Here is a 17424-nt window from a genome sequence, read left to right on the forward strand (position 1 = left end):
GACAAAAAAAGGGCAGCTTTCGCTGCCCTTTTGCTATTCCAGATGACATTACTGGATCTGGTTTGCCTTTTGCAGCGGCAGCACCAGGTTCATGTCGTTCTTAATTTTGGTATCCAGCGTGGACGCGATTTGCTTGAGGATCTCACGGTCGCCTTCGATTTTGGCTTTACCGTTGTTCAGCAGATCGTCCATTTTTTCCTTACCGGTCACTACGCCGATCAGATCGGTTTTCGCGATGTTAACCGTGACGTCCGTTTTCTGGGCTGGCATATCGTCAGTCAGCTTCACGTAGTTCAGCACGCCGTTGTGCAGGTCCAGGACGAACTTATCGTTATCCATGTTCAATGCAATGGTGTGGTTACCCAGCTTTTCAGCCTTAATCTGATCGGAAATCATGCTGATATACGAGATAAGCATTTCCGGTGGCAGCGCGGCAATGACTTCCGGTGATGCGGTGCTCAGTTTGTTCGGTACGCTACCGCCGATACGCAGTTCGTGGGCAGCAGACAGATACAGGTTGCGGTACAGCGCGGTTTCTTCCTGGTAGCCCAACTGCTCCAGCGCATCCGCCATCAGATAGTTAGCATCTTTGTTGGCGTCATTGTAGGCAACAATGTTGTTCAGCAGGTCAGCCGTGAAGCGATAGTCACCCTCTTTGTAGCTCTGCAGAGCCAGATCAACCACTTTCTGCTCACCGCCCAGCGCTTTCACATAGCGTTCGCCGCGCGCCGCATCCGGGTATTTCGCCAGTTCGGCCGCGTTACCACTGAACCAGCCCAGATTTTTGATATAGGTGGATTTCAGGTTGTTGCGGGTGTTGCCGTAGTACGGACGGTTATCCCACTTGTTGAACACTTTCTCAGGCAGTTTGGCGTTCTCTGCAATGTCATCTGGGCGATAGCCATAGTTCGCATAACGGATGGTCGTGTTATAGATGGACTGGTAGGCGTCGCGCTGATCTTTCAGGTATTCAACAACGTTGTTATTACCCCATACCGGCCAGGTGTGCGGCCCAAACTGCACTTCCACATCGTTACCCCAGCGAGCAATCGCTGAGTTGATGTAAGACGCCCACTGGCTGGCGTCACGCGTCTGTGCGCCACGCAGGGTGTAAATGTTGTGCTGCAGGTGGTTAACTTCTTCTGCCATCGACAGTGCTTTCCACTGCGGGATATACATGACCATTTCCGCTGGTGCTTCCGCGCCAGGGGTCAGATAGAAGACAAATTCCACGCCATCAATGGTGACTTTCTCACCGTCTTTGGTGATGGTTTTGTTTGGCAACGGCAGCGTAGACGCCCCATTCGCCAGTACCGGGCCCAGCGCGGCAGTGATGCTGCCGGTGGCACTCGGTTTAAGCACGTTCCCGTACTGATAGCCTGCACGACGCGCCATGATATTACCGGCCATCACGTTCTCGCTAACCGCTTCCTGAACGAATCCTTCTGGTGCCAGGAACGGAATTTTACCGCTTTTAATATCGTCAGGCGTCGCAAGGCCGGAGGCATAAATGCCGCCAAATCCGCCAAAGTGGTCAGCATGACTGTGGGATATGATCACCCCTTTCAGCGGCTTTTTACCGCGCTCTTTCTCATACAGTTCAATCGAGCGTTTGAAGCTGTCAGTGGAATATTCCACGTCATACAACACGATACCGGTATCGGTTTCGATGATGGTCAGGTTGGCAATGTCCTGGCCACGAATCTGATAGATATGGTCGGAGACTTTGTACAGCCCACCGCGGTTAACCAACTGGGCGTGACGCCAGAGGCTTGGGTTGACGGACGGCGGCGCGTCCTTCTTCTGCATAAAGTTCATGCCGGTGATATCGATAACGCCATCAATGTCGCCGTTATTAATCAGCGGCGCGATAAAGCCTTTGTCGGTGTTTTCAAAGTCGGTTTTATTTGCAAAATCCAGCTGTTTATAGACGGCTTCGTTTTTGGTTTTGGTGGTGTCCGTCGCGGGTTTACTGTCAGCGGTGAACTGATAATCGGCTGCTAAAGCCGAACCGGAAAGCAGTAAGCCTGCGCAAAGCAGCGCTACCGGGGATTTCTTAAACATGGACGTCATTCTCCTCAGTTTTTACATTCTGTGGTCCAACGATGCCTGGCCTCGTTATGCGAACGCACAGTGTTTGATACAGCCATTAAATCGTAGTTATCTGTCTCTGTTTTGAGAAATACATTGACGTTTAAAAGTAAACATAATCAACATCATGACACATTTGGTAACGCCGCGAAGGGGGCAAAAAATGGCCTGAAATGAGGGCTATTAGCGCGGACAGCCCCCCTCAACAGTCGATAAACAGCGAGTAGAAAGCGTAAACAGGCGCGACGGGGTCGTTTATATTACCTACGTCGTGATGTGCATAAAGGCAGAGAAAAATTTTTAGTTCATTGCCCGCTAACGAAACGCATTAAACTAGTAGCATCGAAAATGAAAAGGGAGAAAAGCCATGCGGGTACTCGTCGTGGAAGACAACGCCCTGTTGCGTCACCATTTAAAAGTCCAGCTCCAGGAACTGGGCCATCAGGTTGATGCCGCAGAAGACGCAAAGGAAGCGGATTACTATTTGGGTGAACATGTGCCGGACATCGCGATTGTCGATTTGGGCCTGCCGGATGAAGATGGCCTGTCGATGATCCGTCGCTGGCGCAGCAATGACGTCTCTCTTCCGGTGCTGGTGTTGACCGCGCGTGAAGGCTGGCAGGACAAAGTCGAAGTGCTGAGCGCCGGCGCCGACGACTATGTCACCAAGCCGTTCCACATCGAAGAAGTGGTGGCTCGGATGCAGGCGCTACTGCGTCGCAACAGCGGCCTGGCCTCGCAGCTGATCTCCCTTCCTCCGTTCCAGGTCGATCTCTCGCGCCGCGAGCTGTCGGTCAATGGTGAAGTCATCAAACTGACCGCTTTTGAATACACCATTATGGAAACGCTGATTCGCAACAACGGCAAAGTCGTCAGTAAGGATTCGCTGATGCTACAACTCTACCCTGATGCGGAGCTGCGCGAGAGCCACACCATCGATGTGTTGATGGGACGCCTGCGCAAGAAAATTCAGGCGCAGCATCCGCAGGATGTGATCACCACCGTGCGCGGCCAGGGCTATCTTTTCGAACTACGTGGATGAAACGGATGCTGAGGCATTTTTTCCCTCTTTCGCTGCGGGTCCGCTTTCTGCTGGCGACCGCAGCGGTGGTGCTGGTGTTATCGTTGGCCTACGGAATGGTGGCGCTGGTCGGCTATAGCGTCAGCTTCGACAAAACCACCTTCCGTCTGCTGCGTGGTGAAAGCAATCTGTTTTATACCCTGGCGCGCTGGGAAAATAACAAAATCAGCGTTGATATCCCTGACAACCTTAATCTGCAAAGCCCGACGATGGCGCTGATCTACGATAAAAACGGCAAGCTGATGTGGATGCAGCAAGACCTGCCGTGGCTGGTGAAGCGCATTAAACCGGAATGGCTAAAAGCTAATGGTTTTCATGAAATCGAAGCGGATGTCGGCTCGTCGAGTATGCTGCTGCATAACGATCATGAAGTCATGAAACAGCTCAATGAGCTTCGCCAGCAGGATGACGACTCCGAGATGACCCATTCGGTGGCGGTGAATATTTATCCGGCACGCGAGAATTTACCGCAGATGACCATCGTGGTCGTCGATACCATCCCTATCGAGCTGAAACGATCGTATATGGTGTGGAGCTGGTTTATCTACGTGTTGGCGGCGAACCTGCTGCTGGTCATTCCGCTGCTGTGGGTGGCGGCATGGTGGAGTCTGCGCCCTATCGAGTCGCTGTCGAAAGAGGTGCGCGAACTGGAAGAACATCACCGCGACACGCTCAATCCGGAAACCACCCGCGAACTGACCAGTCTGGTGCAGAACCTTAACCGGCTGCTGAAGAGCGAGCGCGATCGTTACGATAAATACCGCACTACTCTGACTGACCTCACCCACAGCCTAAAGACCCCGCTGGCAGTGCTGCAAAGTACCCTGCGTTCACTGCGCGGTAACAAGCTCAGCGTGGAGGATGCCGAACCGGTGATGCTGGAGCAAATCAGCCGTATTTCGCAGCAAATTGGTTACTATCTGCATCGCGCCAGTATGCGCAGCGACAGCATGTTACTCAGCCGCGAGCTGCATCCGGTGGCCCCCCTGCTCGACAGTCTGACCTCGGCGTTGAACAAAGTCTATCAGCGCAAAGGCGTGAACATTACGCTCGATATTTCCCCGGAAATCAGCTTTGTCGGCGAACAGAACGACTTTATGGAAGTGTTGGGCAACGTGCTGGATAACGCCTGTAAATATTGTCTCGAATTTGTGGAGGTATCGGCCCGCCAGATGGACGATGACCTGCACATCATTGTCGAGGACGACGGCCCCGGCATTCCACAGAGCAAACGGGATCTGGTGTTCGACCGTGGCCAGCGGGCGGATACGCTGCGTCCGGGCCAGGGCGTCGGGCTTTCCGTGGCGCGTGAAATCGTCGATCAGTACGACGGTAAAATACTGCCCGGCGACAGCCCGCTTGGCGGCGCGAAGATGGAGGTGATTTTCGGTAGGCAGCATCCGGAAAGTAAAGAGTCATAATCATTTATTTGCCGCCGCCTGCATCTCCTGGCGGCGGCATCCGTTATACTGCCAACAGAAACCTGCCTGTGGAATAAAACATTATGGATTATCACTTATCGCTCAACTGGCCCGACTTTATCGAACGCTACTGGCAAAAACGCCCGGTGGTTCTCAAGCGCGGCTTTACTGACTTTGTCGATCCTATCTCTCCGGATGAACTGGCGGGACTCGCCATGGAAGATGAAGTGGACAGTCGTCTGGTCAGCCATCACGAAGGTAAATGGCAGGTCAGTCACGGGCCGTTCCAGAGCTACGATCATCTGAGTGAAAACAACTGGTCGCTGCTGGTCCAGGCGGTAAACCACTGGCATGAGCCGACCGCCGCGCTGATGCGTCCGTTCCGCGCCCTGCCCGACTGGCGCATTGACGATCTGATGATCTCGTTCTCCGTGCCTGGAGGTGGCGTCGGTCCGCATCTCGATCAGTACGACGTGTTTATCATTCAGGGTACTGGCCGCCGTCGCTGGCGGGTGGGCGATAAGGTGCCGATGAAGCAGCACTGCCCGCACCCGGATCTGCTTCAGGTCGACCCGTTCGAGGCCATTATTGATGAAGAGATGGGACCAGGCGATATCCTCTATATTCCGCCAGGCTTCCCGCATGAAGGCTACTCGCTGGAAAACTCGCTGAACTATTCAGTCGGTTTCCGCGCCCCGAGCGGCAAGGAGCTGATCAGCGGTTTCGCCGATTACGTGTTGCAGCGTGAACTTGGCACTCATCGCTATACGGACCCTGATGTGCCTGCCCGCGAACACCCGGCAGACATCGTGCCGCAGGAACTCGATAAACTGCGCGATATGATGCTGGAGATGATCGGCCAGCCAGAACACTTCAATCAGTGGTTCGGCGAGTTCATCAGCCAGACGCGTCATGAGCTGGATGTCTCCCCACCGGAGCCGCCATATCAGGCCGATGAAATCTATGATGCGCTACAACAGGGTGACAAACTGGTACGTCTCGGCGGCCTGCGCGTGCTGCGTATAAATGGGGAAGTGTTTGTGAACGGGGAGAAGATTGACTCGCCGCACCGCCCGGCACTGGAAGCGCTGGCGAGCCATATTGAGCTGAATGCTGAACATTTTGGCGATGCGCTGGAAGATCCGTCTTTCCTTGCGATGCTTTCTGCACTGGTTAACAGCGGCTACTGGTTCTTCGAAGACTAGTTGCGATTAGCCCGGCGGCACTGCGCCACCGGGCAATATACGACTATTTTTTCGCGGTTAACTCCGCAATGCGTACAATCACCTTCACCGCTTTCTCCATCCCTTCCAGCGTCACAAATTCGTGTTTGCCGTGGTAGTTATAACCGCCGGTAAAAATGTTCGGACACGGCAATCCCATGAAGGAAAGCTGCGAGCCGTCGGTGCCGCCGCGAATCGGTTTCATCAGCGGTTCGATATCGCAATCGCGCATCGCCTGCTGCGCTATCTCGATGATATGCGGATGCTCCATCACCTTTTCATGCATGTTGTAGTAGCTGTCCTCAATGATCAGCTCAATGTAGCAATCCGGGTGCAGACCTTTGCCGACCTTTTTGGCGATCTCCATCATCTTGCGCTTGCGGGCTTCGAACTGTTTACGGTCGAAATCACGGACGATGTAGTGCATCTGCGCGCTGTCGACGGTGCCTTTGATGCTGGTCAGATGGAAGAACCCTTCGTAGCCTTCGGTTTGTTCCGGACTCTCTTCGGCGGGCACTTCGGCATGAATACGGGCCGCCAGCGACAGGGCATTCACCATCACGCCTTTGGCACTGCCCGGATGCACGTTATTGCCCACGATTTTGATGGTCACCGACGCAGCATTGAAGTTTTCATACTCCAGCTCGCCCACGCCGCCGCCGTCAACGGTATACGCCCATTGGGCATCAAAAGCCGCGACGTCAAAATGCTTCGCGCCCTTGCCCACTTCTTCATCCGGGGTGAACGCCACGCGAATGTCACCGTGCGGGGTGTTATTGGCCTTCATCACCGCCAGCGCGGTCATGATTTCTGCCACACCGGCTTTATCATCAGCCCCGAGCAGGGTTTTGCCGTCGGTGGTAATCAGCGTCTGCCCAAGTAGCTGATGCAGCACCGGGAACATCACCGGGGACAGCACTTCATCACCAATACCCAGCGCGATATCGCCGCCGCGGTACTTTTCGACAATCTGCGGATTGACGTTCTTTCCGCTAAAATCCGGTGAGGTATCAACGTGAGAAATGAATCCAATGGCGGGGATCTCACCGTCAACATTGGCCGGTAACGTACCCATCACCGTCCCTTTTTCGCTCAGGGTGACGTTGACCAGCCCCAATTCTTCGAGCTGCTCTTTGAGCAAGCGTAACAATTTCCACTGTCCCTCGGTGCTCGGCACCTGACGCACGCCAGGCTTCGACTGCGTATCCAGAGAAACGTACTGCAAAAAACGCTCAAGTAATTTATCCATGTCGTCGCCCTCATTATTTGTGCCAACATTATCAGGAAGCACCGATCCCTAAATATTGCGTCAGGTCACTTTTGGCCCGGCAAATGCGCTTTTTTTTCAATCCTACCGCAGAGTGGTTTAAAGGTAGCCTACAAGGGCGCAGAATGATTGGCGATTTCAGAGGATTGCCGTAGAATGCCAGCCCTTAATTATGTGCCAGACCTCAAAGGTGGTTAACCACAAACCCCGTAATGCCTCTCTTGCATTACGTTGACATGGGACAGAGTAAAAAATTGAATACACAATCGCGTTCGCTTTCGCCGCTGGTCCGTCTGGCGGGGATTGGCAAAGGCTTTGATGGTAAAACAGTCATTTCAGATCTCAATCTCACCATTAACAATGGTGAATTCCTTACGCTGCTTGGCCCCTCAGGCTGCGGTAAAACCACCGTACTCCGCCTGATCGCCGGACTCGAAAATGTCGATACGGGCCGCATTCACCTCGAAGATATCGACATCACCGATGTCCCTGCGGAAAATCGCCACGTTAACACCGTGTTTCAAAGCTACGCCCTGTTTCCGCACATGACGGTGTTTGAAAATGTCGCCTTTGGCCTGCGGATGCAGAAAACCCCGGCAGAGCAGATTACCCCGCGCGTCACCGATGCCCTGCGTATGGTGCAGCTTGAAGAGTTTGCCCAGCGGAAACCCAGCCAGCTTTCCGGGGGCCAGCAGCAGCGCGTCGCCATTGCCCGGGCGGTGGTCAATAAACCTCGCTTACTGCTGCTCGATGAATCGCTCTCCGCGCTGGATTACAAACTCCGCAAGCAGATGCAGAACGAACTGAAAGCCCTACAGCGCAAGCTTGGCATTACCTTCGTGTTTGTTACTCACGATCAGGAAGAAGCCCTGACCATGTCCGATCGCATCGTGGTGATGCGGGACGGTAAAATTGAGCAGGACGGCACCCCGCGCGAAATTTACGAAGAGCCGAAAAACCTGTTTGTCGCCGGATTTATTGGCGAGATCAATATGTTCAACGCCACCGTTATCGAACGCCTGGACCCACAGCGCGTACGCGCCAGCGTTGAAGGTCGTGAATGTAATATCTACGTCAACTTTGCCGTTGAAAAAGGCCAGAAGCTGAATGTGCTGCTGCGTCCGGAAGATCTGCGCGTGGAAGAAATCAACGACGACAACCCTGTCGAGGGCCTGATTGGCTACGTCCGCGAGCGCAACTATAAGGGCATGACCCTTGAATCGGTGGTCGAGCTCGAAAACGGCAAAATGGTGATGGTCAGCGAATTCTTTAATGAAGATGACCCGGACTTCGACCACTCACTGGATCAAAAAATGGCCATTAATTGGGTCGAGAGCTGGGAGGTGGTGCTGGCTGATGAACAACACCAGTAAATTCCAGAAGGTGGTGATTGCCACCATCGTCGGGTGGCTGGTGGTCTTTGTTTTTCTGCCTAACCTGATGATCATCGGAACCAGCTTCCTGACCCGCGACGATGCAAACTTCGTCAAAATGGTCTTCACTCTGGATAACTACACACGTCTGTTCGACCCGCTCTATTTCGACGTCCTGTTGCATTCGCTGAACATGGCCCTCCTCGCCACCCTGGCGTGTCTGGCGCTTGGTTATCCGTTTGCCTGGTTCCTCGCTCGTTTACCCGAGAGAGTGCGCCCGCTGCTGCTGTTTCTGCTGATTGTGCCGTTCTGGACCAACTCACTGATTCGCATCTACGGCCTGAAAATATTCCTCAGCACCAAAGGCTATCTCAACGAGTTTCTGCTGTGGCTCGGGGTGATTGATACCCCGATGCGCATCATGTATACCCCGAGCGCGGTGATTATCGGCCTGGTGTATATTTTGCTGCCGTTCATGGTGATGCCGCTCTATTCAAGTATTGAGAAGCTCGATAAACCGCTGCTGGAGGCTGCCCGCGATCTGGGTGCCAACAAGTTCCAGACCTTTATGCGTATCATCGTGCCGCTAACCATGCCGGGCATTATTGCTGGCTGTCTGCTGGTGATGCTCCCGGCGATGGGGCTGTTCTATGTCTCTGACCTGATGGGTGGCGCGAAGAACCTGCTTGTCGGCAACGTGATTAAAAGCCAATTCCTGAATATTCGTGACTGGCCGTTTGGCGCAGCCACCAGCATTACCTTGACGCTGGTGATGGGCCTGATGCTGCTGGTTTACTGGCGCGCGGCGCGATTGCTCAATAAACAGGTGGAACTCGAATGATCGGTCGACTGCTTCGCGGCGGCTTTATGACCGCCATTTACGCCTACCTTTATATTCCGATCATCATTCTGATCGTGAATTCGTTTAACAGCTCGCGGTTCGGCATTAACTGGCAAGGCTTCACCACCAAGTGGTACAGCCTGCTAATGAACAACGACAGCCTGCTACAGGCGGCTCAGCACTCCCTGACGATGGCGGTGTTCTCTGCCACCTTTGCCACGCTGATTGGCTCCCTGACCGCGGTGGCGCTGTACCGCTATCGTTTCCGCGGGAAGCCGTTTGTCAGCGGGATGCTGTTTGTGGTGATGATGTCCCCGGACATCGTGATGGCGATTTCACTGCTGGTGCTGTTTATGCTGATTGGCATCCAGCTCGGCTTCTGGTCGCTGCTGTTCTCGCACATCACCTTCTGCCTGCCGTTTGTGGTGGTTACCGTGTATTCCCGACTGAAAGGCTTTGACGTCCGGATGCTGGAGGCAGCCAAAGATCTGGGTGCCAGCGAGATGACCATTCTGCGAAAAATTATTCTGCCGCTGGCGATGCCTGCGGTCGCTGCCGGATGGCTGTTAAGCTTTACCCTGTCGATGGACGATGTGGTGGTCTCTTCCTTCGTCACCGGCCCGGGCTATGAAATTTTGCCACTCAAGATTTACTCTATGGTTAAGGTTGGCGTGTCACCGGAGGTGAACGCGCTGGCGACCATTCTGTTAGTGCTTTCTCTGGTTATGGTGGTTGCCAGCCAGATTGTTGCTCGTGATAAAACGAAATCTCAGAGGACATCGAAATGAAAAAAATGCTTGCCGCAGCGGCGCTGGTGCTCGGAATGGGCGCGGCGCATGCCGATGACAGCAAAACGCTCTACTTCTATAACTGGACTGAATATGTGCCGCCGGGCCTGCTGGAACAGTTCACCAAAGAGACCGGGATCAAGGTTATCTATTCGACTTATGAGTCGAATGAAACCATGTACGCCAAGCTGAAAACCTATAAAGACGGTGCGTACGATCTGGTTGTGCCTTCGACCTACTTTGTCGACAAAATGCGCAAAGAGGGCATGATCCAGAAAATCGACAAGAGCAAGCTGACTAACTTCAGCAATCTCGATCCGGAAATGCTGAATAAGCCTTTTGACCCAAACAATGACTACTCGATTCCCTACATCTGGGGTGCGACCGCGATCGGCGTTAACAGCGATGCGATTGACCCGAAAACCGTCACCCGTTGGGCAGATTTGTGGAAACCGGAATATAAAAGCAGTCTGTTGCTGACCGATGACGCGCGCGAAGTGTTCCAGATTGCGCTGCGTAAACTGGGACTTTCCGGCAACACAACCGATCCGAAAGAGATTGAAGCGGCGTATAAAGAGCTGCAAAAACTGATGCCAAACGTCGCCGCATTCAACTCTGATAATCCGGCGAATCCGTACATGGAAGGCGAAGTCAATCTGGGTATGGTATGGAACGGTTCCGCGTTCGTCGCCCGTCAGGCCGGGACCCCGCTGGAAGTGGTATGGCCGAAAGAAGGGGGTATCTTCTGGATGGACAGCCTGTCTATCCCGGCGAATGCCAAAAACGTCGACGGGGCGCTGAAGCTGATCAATTTCCTGCTTCGCCCGGATGTCGCCAAACAGGTGGCAGAAACCATCGGTTACCCGACGCCGAACCTGGCGGCACGCAAGCTGCTGGACGCGAAAGTGGCGAACGATAAAACGTTGTACCCTGATGCCGAAACCATTAAAAACGGGGAATGGCAAAACGACGTTGGCGACGCCAGCCGCCTGTATGAAGACTATTACCAGAAGCTGAAAGCAGGTCGGTAATCGATAATAAGGCGGAGCAATGCTCCGCCTTTTTGTACGACTTAAAGCCCTTTCAGCAGTTTCTCGACAAACTCAGGTACCACAACGCTTGCCATGCCGTAGTGCTTTTCTTCAAACTCGCTGCCAACCTGGCTGGGTTCGAGGTTGAGTTCGACGGTGTGCGCGCCCTGCAGTTTCGCCTCATGGACGAAACCGGCCGCCGGATAGACATGGCCCGAAGTGCCGATGGCGATAAACACATCGGCCATCGCCAGCGCTTCATAGATTTCATCCATGCCGAGCGGCATCTCGCCAAACCACACCACGTGCGGGCGCAGCGGCTGTGGGAACTGACAGCAGTGGCACTTGTCGTCGAGAGTGACATCTCCGGTCCACTCCAGCACCTGCCCGCTCCAGGCACAGCGCACTTTGAGCAGTTCACCGTGCATGTGCAGCACACGTTGGTTGCCTGCGCGCTCATGCAGGTTATCGATGTTCTGCGTCACCAGCAGGAAACGATCGCCCAGTGCTTCTTCCAGCTGGGCGAGCGCCAGGTGCGCCGCGTTGGGCTGGATATCAGGCTGCTGAAGCTGCTGGCGACGGGCGTTGTAAAACGCCTGCACCAGCGCGGGATCGCGGGCAAAACCTTCTGGCGTCGCCACGTCTTCTACCCGATGTTCTTCCCATAAACCGTCCGCCGCGCGGAACGTGCGGATGCCGGATTCCGCTGAGATCCCGGCCCCCGTCAGCACCACAACCCGGGGTTTATCCATCTCTTCAGGTACCACTCTGTCTCTGAAGAATACCCGCTGGCGCAGGCGATCGTGCAGCCGACGTTTGGTTAGACGAAAACGACTGAGTCGATGGAAGCGACGCGACTGCATAATAACCCCTGTATCAATCCGTTAGATGCAGGAACGCGGCACCGCGCATTCCTCCGGCATCGCCGTGGCGCGCGCGTTCAATGCGAGGCACGCGAGCCACCGGCAACAGATGGCGCGGCAGGCGTGCCGCCAGTCCGTCTGTTATCGCAGTAAAGTTAGACAATCCACCGCCAATCACCAGTAAATCGGGGTCGACGATGGTCATAATATTGCCCAGACACACCGCAAGCAAATCCAGATAGCGCTCGACGTGTGCCCGGGCGTTAGCATCGCCCTGCTCCCAGAGCGCAACGATCTCCGGTGAGCTAAGCGCCTGCTGGTTGTAATGCGCGTACAACCAGGCAAAACCACGGCCGGAGAGATAGTTCTCGATACAGCCTAACTGACCGCAGCCACAGCGGGTGAGCGGGAAATCACGCCCGACCACCTCAAGAGCATCCACCGGCAGACGAATATGCCCGAACTCGCCGGTAATATAACTGTGACCGGTTATCGAATTGCCGTTTAGCACCAAGCCGCCGCCCACGCCGGTGCCAAGGATTAGTCCCATCACCAGTGGATATTGCGTGAATTCGTCATCCCAGGCTTCGGAAAGCGCAAAACAGTTGGCGTCGTTATCGAGACGCACGTCGCGGTCGAGACGGGCACTGAGATCCTGACGCAAGCGTTGACCGCTGGCGGCTGGCACGTTGGCGGCATACAGCGTGCCATCGGCGGTTTCGGGCATCCCCGGAATACCAATCCCGACGCTGCCTTTGACGCCAAAATGCGCATCAGCTTCTGCCACCAGCCCGCAGACCGCTTGCAGGAATGATTCATAGCTGTCGCGCGGCGTCGCGGTCCGTTTTTCCCACTGCAAACGCCGCTCACCGTCAAACACCCCGAGGGCAATTTTGCTGCCGCCAATGTCAAATCCGTAGAACATAGCAATTCCTCTTTACTGACCCGAGCGACAACGCCGCCGGGTCATGACGCGAAATTACTGGCCACTTAACACTCTTGCAGGATCAATTCGGCTGGCGCGACGGGCAGGATACCAGCTCGCCAACAGGCTCAGCAGCAGTGCCGTGACCAGCACATAAAAGACATCCAGCCAGTGAAGTTCAGACGGCAGGAAGTCGATAAAATAGATGTCACCGGACAGGAACTGATGGCCGATCAGTTTTTCAATGCCGTTGATGATCGACGTCAGATTCAGCGCGCACAGCACGCCAATCGCCACGCCGCACAGGCTGCCCAACAGCCCGGCCAGTAAACCATACCAGACGAAAATCGCGCGGATCAGGCCATCTTTGGCCCCCAGCGTACGCAGCACCGCAATGTCGCTGCTCTTGTCTTTCACCGCCATCACCAGGGTGGAAACGATGTTGAAACAGGCCACGCCAATCACCAGGATCATCGCCAGATACATGATCGCGCGGATCATCTGGATATCGCGATACATATAGCCGTAGGTGCCAATCCAGCTTTTGATGTAGACATAGCTGTTGGTCACTTCGCCCGCGTCGCGCACCAGTTTGTTGGCGTTAAACACGTCGTTAACCTTGACGGCAATCCCGGTTACGCTGCTGCCCATATCCAGATACTGCTGGGCATCGGGCATCGGAACCATCGCAAAGCTGTGATCGAGCTGGCCGCTCAACTGCAGAATACCGGTCACGTGCAGGCGCACACGCTTAGGCTGTAACAGCTGGTGCTCTTTGTCAGAGTTCGGGATCATGATTGAGACCCAATCCCCCTGCTTGACCTTCAGCGCATCGGCCACGCCTTTACCGAGGATAATCTGCTGATCGCCCGCTTTAAAATCCGCCCATGCGTTGTTCTGCACATATTTCGGCAGCGCGCTAAGCTCGCTTTCCTGTTTCGGGTCGACGCCTTTGATCTGAATGGCGCGCAGGTTGCTGCCGCTTTCGATAAGGCCGGTGAAATTGATATAAGGTGCCGCCGCGGCGATACCTTTCACTTTTTCGACTTTATTCAGCGCCTCGTTCCAGTTATTCCACGGTTGGTTAACCGGTTCGATTTCGCCGTGCGGCACCACCGCCAGAATGCGGTTGTTGAGTTCGCGCTCGAAGCCGTTCATTGCGCTCAGACCGACGATCAACACCGCCACACCGAGTGCAATACCCACGGTAGAAATCACCGAAATCAGCGATACCATGCCGCCGCGACGACGGCCCCGGCTAAAGCGCAGGCCAATAAGCAAGGATAACGGAGACGCCATTTACTGCGCTCCCATCAGGGTCAGTTCGGCGTTCAGGTGACCGTCACGCATTTCCAGCTGGCGACTCATACGCTTCGCCAGCTGCAGATCGTGGGTCACAACCAGGAACGCGGTGCCCTGCTGTTTATTCAGTTCACCCAGCAGCTGGAAAATGCTGTCGGCGTTGCGGGCATCGAGGTTACCCGTCGGTTCGTCCGCCATTACCAGACGCGGATTGTTGACCAGTGCCCGGGCAATCGCCACGCGCTGACGCTCACCGCCGGAGAGTTCAGACGGACGGTGTGTGCGGCGATGATCGAGACCGACCGCCGCCAGCATCGCGCGGGCGCGTTCCTGAATTTCAGCCGGTTTCTTTTTGCCAATCAGCAGCGGCATCGCCACGTTCTCTTCAGCCGTGAAATCCGGCAACAGATGGTGGAACTGGTAGATAAAGCCCAGCTCGCGGTTACGCAGCTCCGCTTTCGCCGCCAGCGACATTTTCGACAGCGGCTGACCGCTGAAAATTACGTCGCCGGAAGTCGGGGTATCCAGGCCACCGAGCAGGTGCAACAGGGTACTTTTACCGGAGCCAGAGCTGCCGACAATCGCCATCATCTCCCCTTCCCCGATGCTGAAACTGACGTTGTGCAGCACGTCGGTCTGCACAGTGCCTTCCTGATAGCGTTTGCACAGGTTGTCGCATTGCAACAGGATCTTATTCATAACGTAAAGCCTCAGCGGGTTGGGTGGCGGCAGCGCGCCAGGAAGGATAAAGCGTAGAAAGCAGCGCCAGCAGCATCGCCACCAGCGCAATGACGAACACCTGCAGCGGTTCTATGGCCACTGGCAGTGCGCCACCATCGACGAACGCACCGATAATCGGCATCAGATTATTTAACTGGCTGGCGAGCAGCAGGCCAAGCAGCGCGCCGAGCAGCGCACCAATCACCCCGGCACTGGCCCCCTGAACCATAAACACCGCCATGATCTGACGCGGCGTCAGGCCCTGCGTTTGCAGGATAGCCACCTCGCCCTGTTTCTCCATCACCATCAGGCCCAGAGAGGTAATAATGTTAAATGCCGCCACCGCGACAATCAGGCTCAACAACAGCCCCATCATATTTTTTTCCATGCGCACGGCCTGGAACAGCTCGCCTTTACGCTCACGCCAGTCCTGCCATTTGGTGCCTTCCGGTAGCTTCTGCGCGCTCAGGGTATCGACTTCCAGCGGTTTATCCAGCCACAAGCGCCAGCCGGTGATGTTCCCGAGCGGATAGCGCATCAGACGCGAAGCATCCTGAATGTTGACCAGCATCTGGTAACCGTCGACTTCACTATTGGCAGCAAAGGTGCCGATAACGTTGAATAAGCGCTGGCTCGGCACGCGCCCCATCGGGGTGAACTGACTGGCAGACGGCACCATAATACGGATCTGATCGCCACGTTTGACGCCCAGTTGCCCGGCCAGCTGTTCGCCCAGAATGACGTTGTATTGCCCGGTCGTCAGTGCGGTTTGTTTGACGTTCACCAGGTACGGCGTCAACGGATCGTTTTGATTTGGATCGATGCCCAGCATCACCCCGACCGCCACGCTGCGTGGGCTCTGGATAACGACGTCACCGGTAGTCAGTGGCGCAACGCGCGTCACGCCCTTCAGTTTGGCTTCACTCTCCGGCAGTTTCTGTGGATTAACGGAGCCCTGCGCTGCGCTGAGAACCGCCTGCGGCATCAGCCCGAGAATGTTGTTTTGCAGCTCACGCTCGAAACCGTTCATGACCGATAACACGGTCACCAGCGCCATTACGCCAAGCGTAATGCCGATAGTCGACAGCCAGGAGACAAAGCGACCGAAGCGGTCCGCTGCGCGCCCACGCATGTAACGCAGGCCAATGAATAGTGCGACAGGTTGGTACATGTAATCCGTCTGGTTGCTGTTAGCTAGAGCCCGAGTATATAAGCGAAAGACCTGAGCGTAAATGCGCGAAACCAGATACCGACACCCTGATCTTTATCTGAAAATGAATCAAATACAGAATGTTACCCATTACTCTGCGAATAAACCCCTTGAGGATGGTCCCCTATTACTGGCAATGAAAAACGTGGATCGTCATGAAAGAAAAAGCACTATGGATCAATCAAATCAAGGGGCTATGTATCTGCCTGGTGGTGTTTTACCACTCGGTTATCACCTTCTACCCGCACCTGAGCACCTTCCAGCACCCGTGGTCACCAACCCTTGCGAAGTGCTGGGTCTACTTCAATCTCTATCTGGCCCCTTTCCGTATGCCGGTGTTCTTTTTTATCTCCGGGTTTCTGATCCAACGCTATATCGACGGCGTTTCATGGCGTGACAGCCTGGGGAAACGCGTCGGAACGATCCTGTGGGTGCTGGCGCTGTGGGGCGTTTTACAGTGGCAGGCATTGAGCCATATAACGCAATGGCTGGCCCCCGACCGTGATGTGAGTACCAGCGCGAACGCGGCGTATGCCGATAGCTTCGGCGAATTCGTGCAGGCGATGCTCACCGCCAGCACCAGCCTGTGGTATCTGTACGCGCTGATTGTCTATTTCGTGCTGTGCAAACTGACCTCACGCGGCAAAACGGTGATGATTGCCGGGCTGGCGCTGCTCAGCATCGCGATTAATTTCGTGCCGACGCCATGGTGGGGCATGAACAGCGTGCTGCGTAACGTGGTGTATTACGCGCTGGGTGCCTGGTTTGGTACGCCGCTGATGGCATGGATGAAGACCTTCGACATCCGTCGTCACTGGCTGGTACTGGGCGGGGTCGCGTTCTTCGCCGTCGGGCTATGGTTTGTCCGCACGCCGCTACTGCTGTCGCTGCTGTCGATTTTTGTGATCATGAAACTGTTTTACGCTGTTGGCCGTCGCTACCCGCCGTCTGAGCGCTCCCTACTGAACGTGGTGGGTTCGAATACCATCGCCATTTACACTACCCATCGCATCCTGGTGGAAATTTTCAGCCTGGTGCTGATCGGCTGGTTCAGCGCCCAGGCACGCTCCCCGTCGGTCGAACTGGCGATTTTGTTGTGCTATCCGTTCTTCAGTTTGCTGCTGTGCGTGGCAACCGGAATGCTGGCGCGGAGCCTGTCTCAGCGCCTGGCGGGGGATATTCTTTTTTCACCGCCTTCGGTGGCGCTCAACCGTCAATAACCGCGCGGTCATTTGCTAATGTCGGTCGATCGAGGATAATAACGTTCATTGAAGAGCGGCGGTTTGCC

At 55.0% G+C, this 17424-nt stretch carries 15 protein-coding genes; 8 read left to right on the forward strand and 7 right to left on the reverse strand.

Annotated elements, in window-relative coordinates:
* Nucleotides 1–48 precede the first annotated feature (48 nt).
* Entirely contained in the window at nt 49–2064 is a 2016-nt protein-coding gene (locus tag ACG0Z5_RS08355; RefSeq protein ID WP_394446488.1) for an alkyl/aryl-sulfatase, read from the reverse strand.
* Between the two features lie 394 nt (nt 2065–2458).
* Between ACG0Z5_RS08355 and phoP the strand changes: the two genes are divergently transcribed.
* From phoP to ACG0Z5_RS08370, 3 genes are all read left to right on the forward strand, one after another.
* Nucleotides 2459–3133: a two-component system response regulator PhoP gene (gene phoP, locus ACG0Z5_RS08360; protein ID WP_319630001.1), complete on the forward strand. Its 675-nt coding sequence runs from the start codon at nt 2459–2461 to the stop codon at nt 3131–3133.
* The gene (gene phoQ / locus ACG0Z5_RS08365) at nt 3130–4593 is read left to right on the forward strand and encodes a two-component system sensor histidine kinase PhoQ (RefSeq protein ID WP_394446489.1); all 1464 of its coding nucleotides are present in this window, start codon (nt 3130–3132) and stop codon (nt 4591–4593) included. Before phoP ends, phoQ begins: the two co-directional genes overlap by 4 nt.
* Nucleotides 4594–4676: 83 nt before the next feature.
* Entirely contained in the window at nt 4677–5798 is a 1122-nt protein-coding gene (locus ACG0Z5_RS08370) for a JmjC domain-containing protein (protein ID WP_394446490.1), read from the forward strand.
* Nucleotides 5799–5841: 43 nt separating this feature from the next.
* Here the strand turns inward: ACG0Z5_RS08370 and pepT are convergent, their stop codons facing one another.
* Nucleotides 5842–7065, reverse strand: a complete 1224-nt coding sequence (gene pepT / locus ACG0Z5_RS08375) for a peptidase T (RefSeq protein WP_394446491.1) — start codon at nt 7063–7065, stop codon at nt 5842–5844.
* A 254-nt stretch (nt 7066–7319) separates the two neighbouring features.
* On the opposite strand from pepT, the gene potA reads away from it, so the two are divergent.
* Genes potA through potD form a run of 4 tightly spaced genes read left to right on the forward strand, consistent with a single transcriptional unit; the run spans nt 7320 to nt 11116 of the window.
* Nucleotides 7320–8456, forward strand: a complete 1137-nt coding sequence (gene potA / locus ACG0Z5_RS08380; protein ID WP_394446492.1) for a spermidine/putrescine ABC transporter ATP-binding protein PotA — start codon at nt 7320–7322, stop codon at nt 8454–8456.
* The gene (gene potB / locus ACG0Z5_RS08385) at nt 8440–9297 is read left to right on the forward strand and encodes a spermidine/putrescine ABC transporter permease PotB (protein WP_394446493.1); all 858 of its coding nucleotides are present in this window, start codon (nt 8440–8442) and stop codon (nt 9295–9297) included. Before potA ends, potB begins: the two co-directional genes overlap by 17 nt.
* Nucleotides 9294–10085: a spermidine/putrescine ABC transporter permease PotC gene (gene potC / locus ACG0Z5_RS08390; protein WP_319629995.1), complete on the forward strand. Its 792-nt coding sequence runs from the start codon at nt 9294–9296 to the stop codon at nt 10083–10085. The genes potB and potC overlap by 4 nt, the downstream gene beginning before the upstream one ends.
* Nucleotides 10082–11116, forward strand: coding sequence for a spermidine/putrescine ABC transporter substrate-binding protein PotD (potD, locus tag ACG0Z5_RS08395; protein ID WP_394446494.1), 1035 nt, complete (start codon nt 10082–10084; stop codon nt 11114–11116). Before potC ends, potD begins: the two co-directional genes overlap by 4 nt.
* A gap of 41 nt (nt 11117–11157) precedes the next feature.
* Here potD and cobB read toward each other — a convergent pair whose 3' ends face one another.
* From cobB to lolC, 5 genes are read right to left on the reverse strand one after another with little or no spacing between them, the layout of a single operon-like run.
* The gene (gene cobB / locus ACG0Z5_RS08400; protein WP_394446495.1) at nt 11158–11979 is read right to left on the reverse strand and encodes a Sir2 family NAD+-dependent deacetylase; all 822 of its coding nucleotides are present in this window, start codon (nt 11977–11979) and stop codon (nt 11158–11160) included.
* Nucleotides 11980–11992: 13 nt separating this feature from the next.
* Nucleotides 11993–12904, reverse strand: a complete 912-nt coding sequence (nagK, locus tag ACG0Z5_RS08405) for an N-acetylglucosamine kinase (RefSeq protein ID WP_394446496.1) — start codon at nt 12902–12904, stop codon at nt 11993–11995.
* A 54-nt stretch (nt 12905–12958) separates the two neighbouring features.
* On the reverse strand, nt 12959–14203 hold the full coding sequence (lolE, locus tag ACG0Z5_RS08410; RefSeq protein ID WP_394446497.1) for a lipoprotein-releasing ABC transporter permease subunit LolE: 1245 nt from the start codon (nt 14201–14203) through the stop codon (nt 12959–12961).
* Entirely contained in the window at nt 14204–14905 is a 702-nt protein-coding gene (gene lolD, locus ACG0Z5_RS08415; RefSeq protein WP_319629990.1) for a lipoprotein-releasing ABC transporter ATP-binding protein LolD, read from the reverse strand.
* Nucleotides 14898–16097 (reverse strand): lipoprotein-releasing ABC transporter permease subunit LolC, encoded by a 1200-nt coding sequence (gene lolC / locus ACG0Z5_RS08420; protein WP_394446498.1) that lies wholly within the window; start codon nt 16095–16097, stop codon nt 14898–14900. Before lolC ends, lolD begins: the two co-directional genes overlap by 8 nt.
* Before the next feature lie 194 nt (nt 16098–16291).
* On the opposite strand from lolC, the gene ACG0Z5_RS08425 reads away from it, so the two are divergent.
* Entirely contained in the window at nt 16292–17356 is a 1065-nt protein-coding gene (locus tag ACG0Z5_RS08425; protein WP_394446499.1) for an acyltransferase family protein, read from the forward strand.
* The last annotated feature ends 68 nt before the right edge of the window (nt 17357–17424 follow it).

It is taken from the genome of Scandinavium sp. M-37, from assembly GCF_043558715.1.
GTDB classification, from domain to species: Bacteria; Pseudomonadota; Gammaproteobacteria; order Enterobacterales; family Enterobacteriaceae; genus Scandinavium; species Scandinavium vulneris_A.

Coding starts and splice junctions, on each gene's coding strand:
- ACG0Z5_RS08355 (WP_394446488.1), bottom strand. CDS start 2,064: ATGTTTAAGAAATCCCCGGTAGCGCTGCTTTGCGCAGGCTTACTGCTT.
- phoP (WP_319630001.1), top strand. CDS start 2,459: ATGCGGGTACTCGTCGTGGAAGACAACGCCCTGTTGCGTCACCATTTA.
- phoQ (WP_394446489.1), top strand. CDS start 3,130: ATGAAACGGATGCTGAGGCATTTTTTCCCTCTTTCGCTGCGGGTCCGC.
- ACG0Z5_RS08370 (WP_394446490.1), top strand. CDS start 4,677: ATGGATTATCACTTATCGCTCAACTGGCCCGACTTTATCGAACGCTAC.
- pepT (WP_394446491.1), bottom strand. CDS start 7,065: ATGGATAAATTACTTGAGCGTTTTTTGCAGTACGTTTCTCTGGATACG.
- potA (WP_394446492.1), top strand. CDS start 7,320: ATGGGACAGAGTAAAAAATTGAATACACAATCGCGTTCGCTTTCGCCG.
- potB (WP_394446493.1), top strand. CDS start 8,440: ATGAACAACACCAGTAAATTCCAGAAGGTGGTGATTGCCACCATCGTC.
- potC (WP_319629995.1), top strand. CDS start 9,294: ATGATCGGTCGACTGCTTCGCGGCGGCTTTATGACCGCCATTTACGCC.
- potD (WP_394446494.1), top strand. CDS start 10,082: ATGAAAAAAATGCTTGCCGCAGCGGCGCTGGTGCTCGGAATGGGCGCG.
- cobB (WP_394446495.1), bottom strand. CDS start 11,979: ATGCAGTCGCGTCGCTTCCATCGACTCAGTCGTTTTCGTCTAACCAAA.
- nagK (WP_394446496.1), bottom strand. CDS start 12,904: ATGTTCTACGGATTTGACATTGGCGGCAGCAAAATTGCCCTCGGGGTG.
- lolE (WP_394446497.1), bottom strand. CDS start 14,203: ATGGCGTCTCCGTTATCCTTGCTTATTGGCCTGCGCTTTAGCCGGGGC.
- lolD (WP_319629990.1), bottom strand. CDS start 14,905: ATGAATAAGATCCTGTTGCAATGCGACAACCTGTGCAAACGCTATCAG.
- lolC (WP_394446498.1), bottom strand. CDS start 16,097: ATGTACCAACCTGTCGCACTATTCATTGGCCTGCGTTACATGCGTGGG.
- ACG0Z5_RS08425 (WP_394446499.1), top strand. CDS start 16,292: ATGAAAGAAAAAGCACTATGGATCAATCAAATCAAGGGGCTATGTATC.